At 71.7% G+C, this 17,074-nt stretch carries 19 protein-coding genes; 8 read left to right on the forward strand and 11 right to left on the reverse strand.

Annotation, left to right across the window (positions count from 1 at the left end):
- Positions 1–157: 157 nt before the first annotated feature.
- Together O7543_RS09955 and O7543_RS09960 are read right to left on the reverse strand one after the other, a co-directional pair.
- Positions 158–1,444, reverse strand: a complete 1,287-nt coding sequence (locus O7543_RS09955) for a TRAM domain-containing protein (RefSeq protein ID WP_281555520.1) — start codon at positions 1,442–1,444, stop codon at positions 158–160.
- 25 nt (positions 1,445–1,469) lie between these two features.
- Positions 1,470–3,596, reverse strand: a complete 2,127-nt coding sequence (locus O7543_RS09960; protein ID WP_281554082.1) for an APC family permease — start codon at positions 3,594–3,596, stop codon at positions 1,470–1,472.
- A gap of 174 nt (positions 3,597–3,770) precedes the next feature.
- Between O7543_RS09960 and O7543_RS09965 the strand changes: the two genes are divergently transcribed.
- Together O7543_RS09965 and O7543_RS09970 are read left to right on the forward strand one after the other, a co-directional pair.
- Positions 3,771–4,436, forward strand: coding sequence for a TrkA family potassium uptake protein (locus O7543_RS09965; RefSeq protein ID WP_281554081.1), 666 nt, complete (start codon positions 3,771–3,773; stop codon positions 4,434–4,436).
- Positions 4,436–5,170: a TrkA family potassium uptake protein gene (locus O7543_RS09970; RefSeq protein ID WP_281554080.1), complete on the forward strand. Its 735-nt coding sequence runs from the start codon at positions 4,436–4,438 to the stop codon at positions 5,168–5,170. Before O7543_RS09965 ends, O7543_RS09970 begins: the two co-directional genes overlap by 1 nt.
- Before the next feature lie 29 nt (positions 5,171–5,199).
- Here O7543_RS09970 and O7543_RS09975 read toward each other — a convergent pair whose 3' ends face one another.
- The 4 genes from O7543_RS09975 to dut form a co-directional block, all read right to left on the reverse strand.
- Entirely contained in the window at positions 5,200–5,883 is a 684-nt protein-coding gene (locus O7543_RS09975) for a DUF3159 domain-containing protein (protein ID WP_281554079.1), read from the reverse strand.
- A gap of 49 nt (positions 5,884–5,932) precedes the next feature.
- A complete protein-coding gene (locus tag O7543_RS09980) occupies positions 5,933–6,313 on the reverse strand; it encodes an OB-fold nucleic acid binding domain-containing protein (protein WP_278168155.1) in 381 nt (126 codons plus the stop codon).
- Between the two features lie 171 nt (positions 6,314–6,484).
- Positions 6,485–7,123, reverse strand: a complete 639-nt coding sequence (locus O7543_RS09985) for a DUF3710 domain-containing protein (RefSeq protein WP_281554078.1) — start codon at positions 7,121–7,123, stop codon at positions 6,485–6,487.
- 31 nt (positions 7,124–7,154) lie between these two features.
- The gene (gene dut / locus O7543_RS09990; RefSeq protein WP_281554077.1) at positions 7,155–7,652 is read right to left on the reverse strand and encodes a dUTP diphosphatase; all 498 of its coding nucleotides are present in this window, start codon (positions 7,650–7,652) and stop codon (positions 7,155–7,157) included.
- A 95-nt stretch (positions 7,653–7,747) separates the two neighbouring features.
- Here dut and O7543_RS09995 point away from each other — a divergent pair, with 95 nt between their 5' ends.
- Positions 7,748–8,305 (forward strand): DUF3093 domain-containing protein, encoded by a 558-nt coding sequence (locus O7543_RS09995; RefSeq protein WP_281554076.1) that lies wholly within the window; start codon positions 7,748–7,750, stop codon positions 8,303–8,305.
- Positions 8,306–8,312: 7 nt separating this feature from the next.
- Here the strand turns inward: O7543_RS09995 and O7543_RS10000 are convergent, their stop codons facing one another.
- A complete protein-coding gene (locus O7543_RS10000; protein WP_281554075.1) occupies positions 8,313–9,137 on the reverse strand; it encodes a hypothetical protein in 825 nt (274 codons plus the stop codon).
- 95 nt (positions 9,138–9,232) lie between these two features.
- A complete protein-coding gene (locus O7543_RS10005; RefSeq protein ID WP_123600728.1) occupies positions 9,233–9,529 on the reverse strand; it encodes a DUF4193 domain-containing protein in 297 nt (98 codons plus the stop codon).
- A 435-nt stretch (positions 9,530–9,964) separates the two neighbouring features.
- On the opposite strand from O7543_RS10005, the gene O7543_RS10010 reads away from it, so the two are divergent.
- Positions 9,965–10,483 (forward strand): LytR C-terminal domain-containing protein, encoded by a 519-nt coding sequence (locus O7543_RS10010; RefSeq protein ID WP_199757489.1) that lies wholly within the window; start codon positions 9,965–9,967, stop codon positions 10,481–10,483.
- Between the two features lie 12 nt (positions 10,484–10,495).
- On the opposite strand, the gene O7543_RS10015 is transcribed toward O7543_RS10010, so the two are convergent.
- A complete protein-coding gene (locus O7543_RS10015; protein WP_281554074.1) occupies positions 10,496–11,311 on the reverse strand; it encodes an inositol monophosphatase family protein in 816 nt (271 codons plus the stop codon).
- A 350-nt stretch (positions 11,312–11,661) separates the two neighbouring features.
- On the opposite strand from O7543_RS10015, the gene O7543_RS10020 reads away from it, so the two are divergent.
- From O7543_RS10020 to O7543_RS10035, 4 genes are all read left to right on the forward strand, one after another.
- Positions 11,662–13,350 (forward strand): RNA polymerase sigma factor, encoded by a 1,689-nt coding sequence (locus tag O7543_RS10020; RefSeq protein ID WP_281554073.1) that lies wholly within the window; start codon positions 11,662–11,664, stop codon positions 13,348–13,350.
- Positions 13,351–13,592: 242 nt separating this feature from the next.
- Entirely contained in the window at positions 13,593–13,823 is a 231-nt protein-coding gene (locus O7543_RS10025) for a hypothetical protein (protein ID WP_281554072.1), read from the forward strand.
- A gap of 166 nt (positions 13,824–13,989) precedes the next feature.
- Positions 13,990–14,376 (forward strand): metalloregulator ArsR/SmtB family transcription factor, encoded by a 387-nt coding sequence (locus tag O7543_RS10030; RefSeq protein ID WP_281554071.1) that lies wholly within the window; start codon positions 13,990–13,992, stop codon positions 14,374–14,376.
- Positions 14,373–14,876 carry an SRPBCC family protein gene (locus tag O7543_RS10035; RefSeq protein WP_281554070.1) on the forward strand — a complete coding sequence of 168 codons (504 nt, stop codon included), beginning with the start codon at positions 14,373–14,375 and terminating at the stop codon, positions 14,874–14,876. Before O7543_RS10030 ends, O7543_RS10035 begins: the two co-directional genes overlap by 4 nt.
- A 16-nt stretch (positions 14,877–14,892) precedes the next feature.
- On the opposite strand, the gene O7543_RS10040 is transcribed toward O7543_RS10035, so the two are convergent.
- Entirely contained in the window at positions 14,893–16,605 is a 1,713-nt protein-coding gene (locus O7543_RS10040) for a DEAD/DEAH box helicase family protein (protein WP_281555519.1), read from the reverse strand.
- Between the two features lie 162 nt (positions 16,606–16,767).
- Positions 16,768–16,992: a DUF3039 domain-containing protein gene (locus O7543_RS10045; RefSeq protein WP_123600724.1), complete on the reverse strand. Its 225-nt coding sequence runs from the start codon at positions 16,990–16,992 to the stop codon at positions 16,768–16,770.
- Positions 16,993–17,074 lie beyond the last annotated feature (82 nt).

Here is a 17,074-nt window from a genome sequence, read left to right on the forward strand (position 1 = left end):
TACCCGGCGGCGGCGTACGCTCCGGCCCGCGTACGGCGTCCGCCCATGACCGCAGAGTCTATCGGGATCGCGCCGCTGCGCAGCGCCGCCGACCGGTCGACGTGCGGCCTGCTGGCGGGCCGATGTGCGGCCTGCCCGCGGGTCCGTCCGACCGGGGTCATCGACCGGCGGCCGGGGTGAGCAGGGCGACGCACTCGACGTGCCGGGTCATCGGGAAGCAGTCGTAGCCGTGCAACGCCGTCAGCGACCAGCCGAGGTCGCGGAAGGTACGCACGTCCCGGGCGAGCGCGGCCGGGTCGCAGGCAACGTAGGCGATGGCCCGCCGGGTGGCCGCTGCGATCCCGGCGACCACGCGGGCGCCCGCACCGGCCCGGGGCGGATCGAGCACCACCAGGTCGACCGGTCCGGTGATCCGGCGGCGGGTCAGCGCCGTCTCCACCCGGGCCGCGACCACCTCGATCCGGGGCAGGTCGGCCAGGTTGAGTCGGGCCGCAGCCACCCCGGCGGACGACGATTCGACCATCGTGACCCGCCCGTGCGGCCCGGTCCGGCCGGCCACCGCGGCGGCGAACAGACCAGCACCGCCGTACAGGTCCCACGCCGACTCGCCGGGACGGGGACGCAGCAGGTCCAGCACCGAGGTGATCAGGGTGTCGGCGGCCGCCGGATGCACCTGCCAGAACGCCCCGGCCGGCAGCCGCCAGTGGCGGCCGGCGGCGGACTCAGTGACCTGCGTCACCGAACCGGGTAGCGCATCGGACACCGCGCCGGGCAGGTCCGACTGCGCACCGGACCCAGCGCCGGACGTCCCCGCCGACCGGGGTGCCGACCCGCCGACCGGGGTGACGACGACCTCGCCGGCGGCCGAGGCGACCACCTCGACCGCGTCGACACCCGGCCACCGACGTCCGGCGGCCGGCACCACCGGCGCCGCCTGCACGGCCGGGTGGGCGATCAGGCAACGGTCCACCGGCACCACCTCGTGTGACCGGTGCTTGAGCAGGCCGGCCCGGTCTGCGGCGTCGACGGTGTAGCGCACCCGGGTCCGCCAGCCGAGCGGTCCGCCCGGCAGCGGCCGGACCTGCGGCGCCAACCCGTCGACCTCGGCCCCGGTCAGCCCACCGAGTCGCAGCAGTTGCTCCCGGACCACCGCCTCCTTCCAGGCCAGCTGACCGGCCACGGTGACGTGCTGCAGGTCGCAGCCGCCGCAGCGGCCGGGGCCGGCGTACCGGCAGGGTGGCTCGACCCGGTCCGGAGCCGGTTCGTGCACGGTCACCGCGTCACCGCGCAGGTAGCCCCGGTGCGTCTCGGTGATCTCGACGGTGACCAGTTCGCCCGGCAGGGCGTGCCGGACGAAGACCACCTGGCCGTCGACCCGGGCGACGCAGTGGCCGCCGTGTGCCACGGTGCCCACCCGTACCGTCGTCCGGTCGCCTTCCGCCAGGTCGGCCCGTGCGGAATTTCCGGTGTCACCGGTCACCGCGTACCTGCCCCTCCGACGCCGGCCGTTGGCCGCCCGACCCCGCCGGATCCGCCGGCACCGTCGGCCCGGCCGAATCGGACGCGACAGCCAGATCGTCCGGGTCGACCGGGTCGATCGGATCAGTGGGCATCGGGCGCGGACCACGCGCCGGACCGCGGCTGAGCGCCTCGTCGTACCGGCTCAGGTCCCGGCCGACGCTCGACGCCAACTGCCATGGGACGCTGGTCACCATCACCCCCGGTTCGAACAGCAGCCGGCCCTTCAGCCGAAGCGCGCTCTGGTTGTGCAGCAGGTTCTCCCACCAGTGGCCGACCACGTACTCGGGGATGAACACGGTGACCACGTCGCGTGGCGCGTCGCGACGCACCGACTTGACGTAGTCGATGATCGGCCGGGTGATCTCCCGGTACGGCGAGTCGACCACGGTCAGCGGCACCGGCAGCTCGCGGCGGTCCCACTCGGCCTGCACCGCGCGGGTGTCCGCGTCGTCCACCCGTACGGTGAGCGCGGCCAGCGAGTCCGGGCGGGTGGCCTGGGCGTACGCGACCGCCCGCAGCGTCGGCAGGTGGACCTTGCTGACCAGCACCACGGCGTGGTTGCGGGCGGGCAGCACCGGCCGGCCCTCGGCCGGGGTGAGTTCCCGGGCCACCGTGTCGTAGTGCCGGCGGATGCCCAGCATCAGCGCGTACACGCCGGCCATCGCGGCGATCGCGATCCACGCGCCGAGGGCGAACTTGGTGACCAGCACGACGACCAGGACGGCGCCGGTCAGCGTCATGCCGAACCCGTTGATCGCCCGCGCCCGGTGCATCCGACGGCGTACCGCCGGGTCCCGCTCGGTACGCAGTCGCCGGTTCCAGTGCCGCAGCATGCCGGCCTGGGACAGGGTGAACGAGACGAACACCCCGACGATGTAGAGCTGGATCAGCCGGGTCACCTCGGCCTGAAGCACCACGGTCAGCACGATCGCGAAGCCGGCGAGGAACAGGATGCCGTTGCTGAACGCCAGCCGGTCGCCCCGGGTGTGCAGCTGGCGGGGCAGGTACCGGTCCTGGGCGAGGATCGAGCCGAGCACCGGGAATCCGCTGAACGCGGTGTTCGCGGCGAGGAACAGGATCAGCGCGGTCACCCCGGCGGCGACGAAGAGCAGCACACCGGAGCCGAAGACGGTCTCGGCCAGCTGGGCCACCACCGTCTTCTGCACGTAGCCGTCCGGGCCGGACTCGATCTGCAGCGCCGGGTTCTCCACGAACTGCAGCCCGGTGAGCTGGGCCAGCCAGATGATCCCGGCGATCATGGCCACCGACAGCGCGCCGAGCAGCACCAGGGTGGTGGCGGCGTTGCGGCTCTTCGGTGGGCGAAACGCCGGCACGCCGTTGGAGATCGCCTCCACCCCGGTCAACGCCGCGCAGCCCGACGAGAAGGCCCGCAGCAGCAGGAACGCCATCGCGAAGCCGGTCAGGTCGACCCACTCGGCGGCGATGACCAGGTCCGCGCTGGGCGCGCGCAGGTCGTGCCCGAGGATGAAGATCCGGATCAGGCCGGTGGCGATTACCGCGGTGATCACGATGACGAAGCCGTACGTCGGTACGGCGAACATCCGCCCGGACTCCCGCACCCCGCGCAGGTTGAGGGCGGTGAGCGCCACGATGGCCGCCACCGCCACCGGCACCTTGTGCTCGGCCACGAACGGCAGCACCGAGCCGAGGTTGGCCACCCCGGAGGCGACCGAGACGGCGACGGTCAGTACGTAGTCGATCAGCAGGGCGCTGGCCACCCCGACGCCGAACCGAGGACCGAGGTTGACGCTGGCCACCTCGTAGTCGCCGCCACCGGACGGGTAGGCGTGCACGTTCTGCCGGTAGCTGGCCACCACCGTGACCATCACCACCGCCACCGCCAGAGTGACCCACGGCGAGTAGACGAACGCGGCCGCCCCGGCGATGGACAGGGTCAGCAGGATCTCGTCCGGCGCGTACGCCACCGAGGAGAGCGCGTCGGACGAGAAGACCGGCAGCGCCACCCGCTTGGGCAGCAGGGTGTGCTGGAGCCGGTCGGACCGGAACGGCCGGCCCAGCAGCAGCCGTTTGATCAGGGAGGTCGGACTGGCCACAAGCGCTAAGGGTACGGCCGTCCGGCTCCCGACGAATCCGGGTGGCTGATCACGCGGCCTGCCCGCCGGCACGGTACGGTCGGCGCGTCATCCGGCCGCCGCGTGGCAGGCTGGCAGGTGAACGTGGGTCCGCTCCGGCACGCGTTCGACGGATCGCCCTGCGGGAGGGCCCAGGTGCACGTCGTGATCATGGGTTGCGGCCGGGTCGGCTCGACCCTGGCACACAACCTGGAGGACCGCGGCCACTCGGTCGCGGTGATCGACAAGGACGCCAACGCGTTCCGTCGGCTGCCCAACGACTTCGCCGGCACCCGGGTCACCGGCTCCGGCTACGACCGCGACGTGCTGCAGTCGGCCGGGATCGAGCAGGCCGACGCCTTCGCCGCCGTCTCCAGTGGCGACAACTCCAACATCATCTCGGCCCGGCTGGCCCGCGAGACGTTCGGCGTGTCCCGGGTCGCCGCCCGCATCTACGACCAGCGGCGGGCCGAGGTCTACGAACGGCTCGGCATCCCGACGGTGGCGACCGTACGGTGGACCGCCGACCGGATGCTGCGGCACCTGGTCCCCGAAGGGCACGTGGAGATCTTCCGGGACCCGACCAGCACGGTGTCGATCGTCGAGGTGCCGCTGCACCGGGAGTGGATCGGGCGGCCGCTGCAGGCGCTGGAGCGGGCGGCCGGCACCCGGGCGGCCTACCTGATGCGGTTCGGAATCGGCACGCTGCCGACCCCGTCAACCGTGCTGCAGGAAGGTGACCAGGTCTTCATGCTGGTCACCGACGACATTGCCGACGCCGTCACGTTGACCGCCGGCAGCCTGCCGGAAGGAGCGCGGTGATGCGGGTGGCCATCGCGGGTGCCGGCAACGTCGGCCGCTCCATCGCCCAGGAACTGATCGGCAACGGCCATCAGGTGACCCTCATCGAACGCAATCCCGCGCTGTTCCTGCCGGACCGGGTGCCGGAGGCCGACTGGGTGTTGGCCGACGCATGCGAGGTGGCCAGCCTGGAGGACGTCGAGCTGAGCACGTACGACGTGGTCGTCGCGGCCACCGGGGACGACAAGGTGAACCTGGTGGTCTCGCTGCTGGCCAAGACGGAGTTCAGCGTCCTCCGGGTGGTGGCACGGGTGAACCGGGCCGAGAACGAGTGGCTGTTCACCGAGCAGTGGGGCGTCGACGTGGCGGTCAGCAAGCCACGGGTGATGGCGGCACTGGTCGAGGAGGCGGTGACGGTCGGCGACCTGGTCCGACTGATGACCTTCCGCCAGGGTGAGGCGAACCTGGTGGAGATCACCCTGCCGACCGACGCCCCGTACGTCGGGCACGCCGTGCGCACCGTGCCGCTGCCCCGCGACTCCGCCCTGGTGGCGATCGTCCGGGGCAAGCGGGTACTGACCCCCGGCCCGGACGACCCGCTCGAACCCGGTGACGAACTCGTCTTCGTCTGCACCGCTGAGGTGGAGGACGACGTCCGAGCGGTCGTCCTCGGGGCGGACAGCGTGGCCCGCACCCGGCGCGGCGAGCAGCCGCCAGCGCCGGTCCGCAACGAGCAACCGCCACCGCAGGACTGAACCCCGGCCGGCCAGCGGACGGGCGGCTGTCAGTTCGAGGCGGCCAGCACCGGTCCGGCGCCGTGGCGCTCACGGTTGACCCGACGGACGACCCAGATGGTGATCGCCAGCAGCACCGCGTACGGCGGATAGCCGAGCAGCAGCCGGGAGACGCCCAGCGCGGTCTCCATCGACGCGACGTAGAAGCCGGCCTGTACACCGACCTTGAGCAGCCAGACGACGCCCCAGAGCACGGTCAGCCGGTTGAAGGTGCGGATCAGCACGGGGTCGGCGCGCCACTCGGAGCGGCCGCCTGCCGCGAGCACCGACCAGATCCAGCCGACCAGCGGCTGGCGGATCACCACCGAGCCGAGCAGAGCCAGTCCGTAGCCGATGCCGTACAGGATGCCGGGCAGGTAGAAGTCGCGTTCCTCGCCGGTCCGCCAGGCGAGCAGGGCACCGATGCCGATGCCGAACAGCCCGTTGACCGCGTGCCGGATCGGACGACGCTGCAGCAGCCGGACCACCGCGATACCGACCGCGACACTCACCGCGGCGATCAGCGCCACCGACAGTTCCCAGATGACGTTGCAGACAACGAAGACGGCGATCGGCACGCTCGACTCGACGAGCCCGCGCCAGCCGCCGAGCTGCTCGGCCATCTGCTCGGTGATGCTCGGCAGGCGTTCCTCGTCGTCATTGCCGGCTGCCGGGGGGTGCTGTCCAGAGGTCATCGGCACCGCCTTCCTTCGTCGGTGGCGGCGCCGGACGGGACCGGCCGGCTCACCGGGGGGATTCCAACTCGTAGTGCGGGTTGTAGATCACCTTACGGTCGTCGCGGACCGCGACCCGGCCGCGGGCGGTGAGCTGGCGGCCTGGTTCGATACCGGCGATCCGTCGCCGGCCCAGCCAGACCAGGGTGACGACGTCGCTACCGTCGTAGAGGTCGGCCTCCAGGCTCGGCAGGTTGGTCCGAGGGCAGTAGACCACCGTACGGAGCCGACCGGAGACCGAGACAACCTCGCCGCGGTGACACTGCCCGGCGGGGGTAGCTCCGCACTCGGCGCTCTCCCGCTGTAGCTGTTCGGCGTCAAGCTCGGCTTCGGTGGCGGCGAGCCGGCGCAGGAACCGGCGCAGCGACGGACGGCGTTCATCGATCGCCATGACCGTCTGCCCCTCCTCGGCGTCGCCGGTGCGGCGCGGATCCACGTCGGGCGCGGACCGCCCCACCAGGGTACGCCGCGACCGGCACCGGCCAACTGGCCGGTGCGCCCGGCCGATCGGTGGGCCCGGCCCGCCGGTGCCGCCACGGCGGGCGGCGGGGGCGGCGGCGCGCTACGGCGTGGCCGGCGGCGACTGCCGCGCCTGCTCGGCGAGCTCGCGGGGCAGTCGCAGCGGCAACGGTTCGCGTACCGGCTTGGCCTCCTGGCCGCGGTTGACGACCAGACCGTGCAGCACCTCGATGAGCGTCGCGGCGGCCGACGGGTCCACGGCGGCCGGGCCCTGGAACAGCGCCCGCACCATCCAGCGTGGTCCGTCGATGCCGACGAACCGCAGGTCGGTGCCGCCGTCCGGGGTACGCACCTGGGCCACCAGCTCAGGTCCGTACTCGCCGACGGCTTCCCGGACGGTCGCCCCGTCGCGGCGCAGCGACTCGGTGATCTCGACGCGCACCTCGTCCCAGATGCCCTCGGTACGCGGTGCGGCGAAGACCCCGAGCTGCAGCGCACTGCCCCGGTTGGCGAGCACCACCTGCTGGATCGCCCCGTCCGGGTTGGCCTGGACCCGGACCTCCACCCCTTCGATCGCGGGGATCTGCAGGCTGCCCAGGTCGAGCCGGCGGACGCCGGTCGGGGCCTCGGTCACGTCGTACGGGCCCTGCGTGGGGTTGCCTGGCGCCAGGTCGTCGGTCTCGGGACCGACGAGTCCGTCCTGGGCGTGCCGGCCGCGCCCGCGGCCGCGGGAGAAGACCACGATGCCAACCTTCCGTATGCGCTGTCGCTGGTCAGCGGGCTGCCGGTTCGGCCGGGGTCGGCTGGACCACGACGGACAGGCCGGCATGGCCGCCGGTCGAGCCGTGTCCGGCGGAACCTCGCGCCGAGTCGGGCAGCTCGTCGACGACAGAGAACTCTGCTGTTTCGACGCGTTGTATCACAAGTTGGGCTATCCGGTCACCTCGGCATATCCGGGCCGGCCGGGACGGATCGTGGTTGATCAGGTTCACCAGGATCTCACCGCGGTAGCCCGCGTCGACCGTACCGGGGGCGTTCAGCACGGTGACGCCCAGCCGCGCGGCGAGGCCGGAGCGGGGGTGGACCAGCCCGACGTACCCGGCCGGCAGTGCGACCGCCACCCCGGTACGCACCAGTGCCCGCGCGCCGGGAGCCAACTCGGCGTCCTCGGCGGCGAACAGGTCAGCCCCGGCGTCGTCGGGATGGGCGTAGCCCGGCACCGGCAGACCCGGATCGAGCCGACACACCGCCACCCGCACCGTGTCAGACATGAACCCCACCTCTCCGCCACCGCCGACCGGGACGACTCCCGCGCACCACAGGCCGCCGAACACACCCCGCTGCTGAACCCGTACCCTCGGACGACGTGGCATCCGCTTCCGCCGAACCCGACACACCGTACCGGGCCGTGGTGCACTACCGGGAGCGACTCCGCCTGCCGTGGTGGCTCTGGGTGGGCGGATCGGCGCTCGCCGCCTTCCTGGCCACCGAGGTCTGGATGGGCACCTCCGGGGTCCGGGCCTGGCTGCCGTTCAGCGTGCTGCTGCCGTCGACCGTCGCCGGCCTGTGGTGGCTGGGTCGAATCCCGATCCGGGTCACCTCGGACGAGCTCCAGGTCGACGATGCCCGACTGCCCCTGCGGTACGTCGCCGAGGTCGTCGCCCTGGACGGCGACGGCCGCCGGGAACTGCTCGGAGTAGGCGCCGATCCGCTGGCGTTCGTCATCCAACGGCCGTGGATCGCCGGCGCCGTACAGGTCGTGCTGAACGATCCGGCGGACCCCACGCCGTACTGGGTGGTGAGCACCCGGGACCCGGTCCGGTTGGCCGGCGAGATCCGCGCCGCCCGGCAGGGCCAGGCAGCCGGCCCGACCGGTGACCGCCCGACGGCTGGCGGCGCCACCGGCGAGCCGCCGGCACGCTGAGGCCGGATCATTCGGGCTGTGGGCGCACGCCCCCGATCGCCGGTGGAGCCGGCGGATGCATCAGACCGAGCGCCCGCCGCTGGCTACCCAGGTCGGCGCGGACGCGGTCGGCGAGTGCCCGGGTCGCCCGACGGTTGAGATAGCTGGCCACCGCCGCGCCGGTCAGGAACGGGCCGAGGGTGGTGAGGTTGCGGCCGAATCGGCGAAGCAGGAGCTCGCCCAGCTCGCGACGGGCGGCGGTGCCGAGCACCGCGCCCACTCCGACACCGGGCACCATCGGGTTGACGCCCCGCTGGTTGGCCCAGGCGTGGATCATGTTGACGGCACGCTCCGTGCCGGTACCGGGCACCGGTACGCCGTACACCTGGTGCAGCTCGCCGACCAGCTTGAGCTCCACGGCCACGACGGCGACCGTCTCGGCCGCCAGCAGTACCGGCGCGGACAGCAGGGTCGGGGTGACGGTCCACTGGACCGCCGAGACGCCGCCACCCGCCGCGCCGATCCCGGCGCTGACCCGGCTGGCGTTGCGGATCAGCCGCTCGGCCAGCTCCTCGTCGTCGAGGCCCGGATGGTGCTGGCGCAACGTGGCCAGATCGCGGACCGGGAGGTACGGGGCGACGTCGGCCACCGCCTGGACCAGCCACCGGCCCGCCGCCGCCGGCTTGAACAGCTCGGTCACGCCGCGCCGACGCAGTTGTTCGACGAGCCGCCCGAGCAGGCGTCGCCGGGCGACCGGCGGGGTCGCGTCCCCGGTCAGTTCGGCCACTGTGGCGGCGAACCGGTCGGTCCCGGCCCGGTCGCCGTCCTGCGCGGAGCGGTCAGGATCGGTCATGCTGCCTCCAGGGCCGGCGGCCGGACACGGTCACGGCGACTGCGGCGACCTCGTGTCGAGGTCGCCGCGTGTCCCCCTCTTCCCCCGGTGTGTCGTCAGGTGCACTCGCGACAGATCAGCTCGTTGTTGCGCTCGACGGCGAGTTGACTGCGGTGGTGGACCAGGAAGCAGCGCGCGCAGCGGAACTCGTCCGACTGCATCGGCAGCACCTTCACCGTCAGTTCCTCGTCCGCCAGGTCGGCACCGGGCAGCTCGAAGCTCTCGGCCACCTCGGCTTCGTCCACATCGACGGCGCCCGACTGTGAGTCGACGCGCCGTGCCTTGAGCTCCTCCAGGCTGTCCTCGCCGAGGTCGACCTCGTCGCGACGCGGAGCGTCGTAGTCGGTGGCCATCGGTTCACTCTCCCGTATCGTTCAGTCGCTTCCGGTGATAACGCCGGACGACGGTATTTCGGTTCCCGTGCGGGCCCTGATGAGACCGCATCCCGGCGAAACGTACCGTTTTGCGCCGTTTTGCGGTTGCCGCAGGAAACTCCCCCCGCGAGCGCGGTACCTTACCCCTCTCTGGCCGACGCATGTATACCGCCCTTGTGGGACTGATGTACGCCCAGACACCGGAAGTTGTTCCCAGTGTGACTCAGGCGACACGAAGATAGGGGTACCCGCCGGCCGATCGGCGCCGGCACGCCGGCCGGACGGCGAGCTGTTTACCGTGCCGTCCGGACAACCGCTAACCTCGGCGGGCATACTCGGTACTCACCGGTGCGGCGGGCCGACACCCGGCACCGCCACACCTCGCAGGGGGCCAGATCCATGAGCTTTGCGCGCGTGCGAGCGCTCGTTGTCATCGGCGGACTTGTCGTGTTCGCCCTGGTCTTCGTCATCGTCGCGATGGTCCGCGACAGCCAGGGGGGCGAGGCCACCGCGACCACCTGCCCGGACGGCTGGGCACTGGCCGACGTCCAACTGCGGGAGGCCAAGGACGTCCGGCTCAATGTCTACAATGCGACCGACACCAGCGGGCTCGCCACCAACATCGCCGACGATCTGAGCAACCGCAACTTCCAGATCGAGGAGGCGGCCAACGACCCGGAGGGTCGGCGGATCGACGACGTGGCCGTGCTGCGGTACGGCCCCGAGGCGGTCGGCTCGGCCCACCTGATGCGCGCGTACTTCCTCGACCAGGCCAGGACCGAGTACGACCCGGCCCGCGAGGACGACATCGTGGACGTGGTCATTGGCAACGCGTTCCGGCAACTGGCGACCACCACCGAGGTGAACCAGTCGCTGGCGGCGCTGGGCAAGCCGGTGCTGCCGCCACAGACCTGCGCCGCGCCCGAGGACTGACCGACCCTGCCCTCACGGCCCGCTGGCGGCGTCCAGCCGGTTCAGGTGCCCCTCCAGCGCCGGGAACAACGCCGGTGGAGCGGCCACCACCATCTGCGGTCCGGCCGGTGCCCCGGCCAGTCCGGCGACCAGCAGGCCCGCTTCCGCCGCCACCAGTCCCCCCGCCGCCTGGTCCCAGGGGTTGAGGCCCTTCTCGAAGTACGCGTCGACCTGGCCCTCGGCGGCCAGGCACAGGTCGATCGCCGCCGCGCCGAACCGGCGGATGTCCCGCACATGCGGCATCAGGCCGACGAGCACCTGCGCCTGGTGCACCCGGCGCGCCGAGTCGTAGCCGAACCCGGTGGCGACCAGGGCCTGGGCCAGCTCCGACTGATCGGAGCCGGCCAGCCGTCGCCCGTCGCGGTAGGCACCACCGCCCCGCACGGCGGTCCATTCGGCCCCGGTGGCCGCGTTGCGCACCACTCCCGCGACCACCTGGCCGTCGACCTCTGCGGCGAGCGACACGGCGTAGTTCGGCAGCCCGTACAGGTAGTTCACCGTGCCGTCGATCGGGTCGAGGATCCAGCGCACCCGGGCCGACCCGGACGGAGCGGAGTCGCCGTACTCCTCGCCCAGCACGGAGTCGGTCGGGCGCCGCTCGCGCAGGGCCGCGACGGCCTGACGTTCGACCGCCCGGTCCGCGGCGGTCACCACGTCGGTCGCGGTGCTCTTGGTGGCCAGCCCGGAGACCCCGGCCCGGCGCATCTCGGCCGCGGTGCGCGCCGCCGCCCGCGCGACGTCGACCGCGATCTCCAACAGGTGGTCCGGTTCGGGTGTCCGCTCCGCCATCGTCTCCCCTTCTTCGCCGTACGCCCGGTTCTCCGCCGCCTTCGCCAGGGTGGCCGGGGACCGGTGGCCACCTCGGCCGGGTGGTCAACGACAATCACCCGTACGGCAGGGGTAACATCCTGTCAAAGTCCACGTTCGTCCCATGTCGGTGGCCCCCGACCGGCGGCTGGCTCGCGCGTGGCGGGATGATCCCCACAAACGGCGTTACAATTCACGCCTGCCCTCGTGTCACGGTCAGCCGGTCCGGCCGGTGGAGCGGTCGCGGGGGGACACAATCACAACCGGCACGTCGCTCCGCGCTGCGGTGGCCGGTCCGGCCGTGCTCGTTCATCGCCTCCGGAAGGTCATTCGTGACAGAACTCCGCCACACCGGCGCCGACGTACGCTCGCTAACCGACACCCTGATCGCCCATGCCGAACAGGCCGGTGGTCAGCTAACGTCGGCCGAGGTCGCACGGACGGTTGAGTCCGCCGAAGTGACTCCGGCCCAAGCCAAGAAGATTCTCCGCGCGCTCGCCGACGCCGGCGTCACGGTCGTGGTGGACGGCTCGGCCAGCACTCGGCGCCGGGTCGCCGCGGCCCGGTCCGCCACCCCGGCGTCCAAGGCCACCACGGCCAAGACCACCCGTCGGGCCCCGACCGCCCCGAAACAGGCGCCGGGTCCCGACGAGCCGGCCCCGGCCGTGGCCGTGCCGGCGAAGAAGGCCACCACCCGCAAGGCCACCACGGCGGCGGTGCCGGCCGCAGCGCAGAACGGCACCCCGGCCGAGGAGCCGGCGGCCAAGCCCGCCGCGAAGCCCGCGCCGAAGGGCACCCGGACCCGGGCCGCCAAGGCAGCCGGTGGTGCCGCCCCGGCCAAGGCCGCCGGCGCCACGCCGGCCGGCAAGGCCCCGGCCAAGGCGGGCAAGGCCACCGCGAAGGACGGCAGCAACCCGGACACGCCGGACGAGGAGATCGATCCGGAGACACTGGCGGCAGAGATCGAGGACGTCGTGGTGGAGGAGCCGGCCGAGCTCGCCCAGGCGGCCGAGGCCGACGCTACCCGGGACAACGACTTCGAGTGGGATGACGAGGAGTCCGAGGCGCTCAAGCAGGCCCGCCGGGACGCCGAGCTGACCGCCTCGGCCGACTCGGTCCGGGCGTACCTGAAGCAGATCGGCAAGGTGCCGCTGCTCAACGCCGAGCAGGAAGTCGAGCTGGCCAAGCGGATCGAGGCCGGGCTGTACGCGGCGGAGCGGCTGCGGGCCGCCGACGAGAGCGACCAGAAGATGCCCACCCAGCTGACCCGGGACCTGGGCTGGATCTCCCGGGACGGGGAGCGGGCCAAGAACCACCTGCTGGAGGCAAACCTGCGGCTGGTCGTCTCGCTGGCCAAGCGGTACACCGGTCGGGGGATGGCCTTTCTCGACCTGATCCAGGAGGGCAACCTCGGCCTGATCCGCGCCGTCGAGAAGTTCGACTACACCAAGGGCTACAAGTTCTCCACCTACGCGACCTGGTGGATCCGCCAGGCCATCACCCGTGCCATGGCCGACCAGGCGCGCACCATCCGGATCCCGGTGCACATGGTCGAGGTGATCAACAAGCTGGGTCGTATCCAACGCGAGCTGCTGCAGGACTTGGGCCGTGAGCCCACGCCGGAGGAGCTGGCCAAGGAGATGGACATCACACCGGAAAAGGTGCTGGAGATCCAGCAGTACGCCCGGGAGCCCATCTCGCTGGACCAGACCATCGGCGACGAGGGCGACAGCCAGCTCGGTGACTTCATCGAGGACTCCGAAGCCGTGGTAGCGGTGGACGCAGTCTCCTTCTCGTTGCTGCAGGACCAGCTGCAGCAGGTGCTGCAGACCCTGTCGGAACGCGAGGCCGGGGTGGTCAGGTTGCGGTTCGGTCTCACCGACGGGCAGCCGCGGACGCTGGACGAGATCGGACAGGTCTACGGGGTCACCCGGGAGCGGATCCGCCAGATCGAGTCCAAGACGATGTCCAAGTTGCGACACCCGTCACGTTCGCAGGTGCTCCGGGACTACTTGGACTGACCAGTTCAGGGCAACCCAATGTGTAACTTTGGTCACTTGGCGTCTACCAAACCCAGGTCATCACGGCGTTACCCGGCGGTGATCGTTGACGTGGCACCCTTGGTTCACGGCACACTGTGCCTACCAGGTGTGAGCCCGGTCCCCCGGGGGCACATCGGGAAGGCGGGGACCCCCGCCGGTGTTGGACGATGGGTGACAGACCGAAGAGTGTGTTCATCGGTGACGACCAGAGGAGGAAGGCGATGACCCCGACTCTCACGCCTCCGGAGACGGTGGATGCAGTAGGCGCCGATGAACGGTGCGACCGGTGCAACGCGGCCGGCAAACTACGGGTGACTTTGGCGGGCGGCAGCGAGCTGGTGTTCTGCGGACACCACGCCAACAAGTACGCCGACGATCTCGTCAAGATCGCGGTGCAGTTCAAGGCCGACCCTGAGTTCACTTGGCGTGGCGCCGATCTGATGGCCAACTGACACGACGAGACCACTGGACAGCGATGGCTGGGCCCCACCGGACGGTGGGGCCCAGCCCTTCTTTTTGCCTGCGCCAGCTGCTTATTCAACCAATTTGTTGCGAAGCTGCCCGGGATCAGCATAACCTCTTGTTCAACCAGAACGTTGAACAAGAGGGAGGTGCCGGGTGAGCGAGGACCGGTTGTCGCTGGTGTTCGCGGCGCTGGCCGACCCGACCCGCCGGGACATCGTCACCCGGCTGACCGACGGCGACGCCACCGTCAATCAACTGGCCGCGCCCTACGACATCTCGGTGCAGGCGGTCTCCCGGCACATCAAGGTGCTTGAGGACGCCGGCCTGGTCAGTCGCAGCCGGGACGCCCAGCGGCGGCCCTGCCACCTGGAAGCCGAGGTCTTCGACCTGATGTCCCGGTGGCTCGACCGGTACCGCCAACGGGCGGAGGAGCGGTTCAGCCGGCTGGACGCCGTTCTGGCGGCGCTGGACGACGACCAGCCGACCACCGACCGTCAAAGCACCCACGGAATCGACCCAAAACAGCAAGGAGCAGCGTGAAAGCCACGACCACGACCGGCGACCCGACCACCCGTACCCGTATCGAGGCGCACCCCGACCTGCCCTCGATCCAGATCGTCCGCGACTTCGCCGCGCCCCGGGCCCGGGTGTTCCGCGCCTGGATCGACCCCGACCTGGTCACCCAGTGGCTCGGCCCGAAGGACCTGGAGCTGCGGATCGAACACTGGGACGGCCGCACCGGCGGCAGCTACCGCTACACGAACTGGCGCGACGGCGAACAGATCGCCGGATTCTACGGTTCCTTCCACGAGGTACGCCCCGACGAGCGGCTGGTGCAGACCTTCACCTACGACGGGGTGCCTGACGGGGTCAGCCTGGACACCGCCACCTTCGAGGACCTGCCCGATGGCGGCACTCGGGTCACCGTACTGTCGCTGGTCGAAAACCTGGTCGCCCGCGACCAGATGCTGGCCAGCGGGATGGAGCACGGCGTCCGCGAGGGGTACGAGAAGCTGGACCACCTGCTGGCGACCGGCTGACCGGCACCTGCCCGGATCACAGCGTCTGCACCGTCGCGATCCGCTCCTCCAGCTGCTCGATGGTGGCCTGCGCACTCGGCGGGCCGCCGCACCGCCGCCGCAACTCGGCGTGGATCTTGCCGTGCGGCAGTCCGGTGCGGTGGTGGTGCGCGGCGACCAGGGCGTTCAGCTGACGGCGCAGGGTGATCCGCCGCTCCCCGGCCGTCGGTGCACGTTCCGCCGGCCGGGCGGCGGGTACCGGTTGATCCGTCGACCGGGCCCGCCGCTGCGCGGCGATCTGCTCGGCCTGCCTACGGTTCAGCAGCACCGTGACCTGATCGGGGGTGAGCAGGCCGGGCAGGCCGAGGTACTCCTCCTCCTCGGCGGTGCCGGCCTGGGCGCCGGTGCCGAACGAGGCGCCGTCGAAGATCACCTGGTCCAGCTCGGCGGTGGCGGACAGCGCCTCGAACCGCTTCTCCAGCTCCCCGCTGGCCTGCTCGTTGCGCTGGGCGCGCTCCAGCAGGTCGTCGTCGAAGCCCTCCCGCTTCTTGGCCGCCCCGATCACATGGTCCCGCTCGGCCTCCATCTCGCTGGCCAGCCCGAGCAGGTGCGGGACGCTGGGCAGGAACACCGTCGCCGACTCCCCCGGCCGGCGGGCCCGGACGAACCGGCCGATCGCCTGGGCGAAGTACAGCGGCGTCGAGGCGCTGGTCGCATAGACCCCGACGGCCAGCCGGGGGATGTCCACCCCTTCGGAGACCATCCGGACCGCCACCATCCAGCGCTGCTCGGACCGGGCGAACGCGGCGATCCGGGCCGACGCGCCGGCGTCGTCGGAGAGCACCACCGCGGCCTTCTCCCCGGTGAGCCGCTCCAGCAGCCGGGCGTACGAGCGGGCCGCCGCCTGATCGCTGGCGATGACCAGACCGCCGGCGTCGGACATGCCACCGTCGCGCAGGAAGGTGAGCCGGGCGTCGGCCGCGCGCAGCACCGCCGGCATCCAGTCGCCGGCCGGATCCAAGGCGGTCCGCCAAGCCTGGGCGACGAGGTCCTGGGTCATCGGCTCGCCCAGCCGGGCGGCGAGCTCGTCCCCGGCGCTGGTCCGCCACCGGGTCTCCCCCGAATAGGCCAGGAACAGTACCGGCCGGACCACCCCGTCGCGCAACGCGTCGGAGTAGCCGTAGATGCTGTCCGCCCGGGACCTCGGCAGGCCGTCGCCGCCCGCTTCGTAACGCACGAACGGGATCGGGTTGTCGTCCGAGCGGAACGGCGTACCGGTGAGCATCAGCCGGCGGACCGCCGGCTCGAACGCGGCCTTGATCCCGTCGCCCCAGGACCGGGAATCACCCGCGTGGTGGATCTCGTCGAGGATGACCAGCGTCCGCCGGGTCATCGTGCGCCGCCGATGCACCTGGGGAGCCATCCCGACCTGGGCATAGGTGACCACCGCGCCGTGAAAATCGGCGGCCGAGTGCAGGTCGGCGTTGCGGAACGCGGCGTCGAGCTGGATGCCGACCCGGCCGGCCGCCGCCGCCCACTGGGTCTTCAGGTGCTCGGTCGGTGCGACCACGGTGACCGCCTCGACGGTGCCGTCGGCCAGCAACTCGGCCGCGATCCGCAGCGCGAACGTGGTCTTACCGGCACCCGGCGTGGCGACGGCGAGGAAGTCCTCGCTGCGCCGGCGCAGATACTCCACCAGTGCCCGGCGCTGCCAACCGCGCAGCGCCGGGAACGTGTCGACCGTCGGCATGGTGGTCGGCACGCGAACCCCTTTCCCCCGTGATCGGACCCGGACCAGCCGGCGATCACGGAACCGTCTACCCGCTCGTCCGGCGGCCGTGACCGGAGTGCGGTCGACGGCCACGAAAAGGCCCTCGCGGCCGGTGGACGCGAAGGCCGATCGGAGTCCGGCTCAGCCGGTCATCGACTCGTAGATCTCCTTGCACCGGGGACAGACGGGTGATCCGGGTTTCGGCGTACGGGTCACCGGGAAACGCTCGCCGCACAGTGCGATCACGAAGGTGCCCATGACGGCGCTCTCGGCGATCTTGTCCTTGCGGACGTAGTGGAACATCTCCGGGCCGTTGTCGGCGTCGGCATCCTTGACCTCGGGACGCTCAAGAACCTCGGTAGTCACGTCGTCTCCCACCTCCAGGCTGAGAGTCTGGCAGTTTGTGGCGTACGGGTCCAACGTCCGGCACGACCCCCGCCCCGTACCG

Origin of the sequence: Solwaraspora sp. WMMA2080 (genome assembly GCF_027497395.1) — a bacterium.
Lineage (GTDB): Bacteria > Actinomycetota > Actinomycetes > Mycobacteriales > Micromonosporaceae > Micromonospora_E.

What these genes read in the sequence shown, in the direction of transcription:
- O7543_RS09975 (WP_281554079.1), bottom strand. Translation starts at nt 5,883, where the DNA reads ATGACCTCTGGACAGCACCCCCCGGCAGCCGGCAATGACGACGAGGAA.
- dut (WP_281554077.1), bottom strand. Translation starts at nt 7,652, where the DNA reads ATGTCTGACACGGTGCGGGTGGCGGTGTGTCGGCTCGATCCGGGTCTG.
- O7543_RS10025 (WP_281554072.1), top strand. Translation starts at nt 13,593, where the DNA reads ATGACCCCGACTCTCACGCCTCCGGAGACGGTGGATGCAGTAGGCGCC.
- O7543_RS09970 (WP_281554080.1), top strand. Translation starts at nt 4,436, where the DNA reads ATGCGGGTGGCCATCGCGGGTGCCGGCAACGTCGGCCGCTCCATCGCC.
- O7543_RS10005 (WP_123600728.1), bottom strand. Translation starts at nt 9,529, where the DNA reads ATGGCCACCGACTACGACGCTCCGCGTCGCGACGAGGTCGACCTCGGC.
- O7543_RS09980 (WP_278168155.1), bottom strand. Translation starts at nt 6,313, where the DNA reads ATGGCGATCGATGAACGCCGTCCGTCGCTGCGCCGGTTCCTGCGCCGG.
- O7543_RS10000 (WP_281554075.1), bottom strand. Translation starts at nt 9,137, where the DNA reads ATGACCGATCCTGACCGCTCCGCGCAGGACGGCGACCGGGCCGGGACC.
- O7543_RS10015 (WP_281554074.1), bottom strand. Translation starts at nt 11,311, where the DNA reads ATGGCGGAGCGGACACCCGAACCGGACCACCTGTTGGAGATCGCGGTC.
- O7543_RS10040 (WP_281555519.1), bottom strand. Translation starts at nt 16,605, where the DNA reads ATGCCGACGGTCGACACGTTCCCGGCGCTGCGCGGTTGGCAGCGCCGG.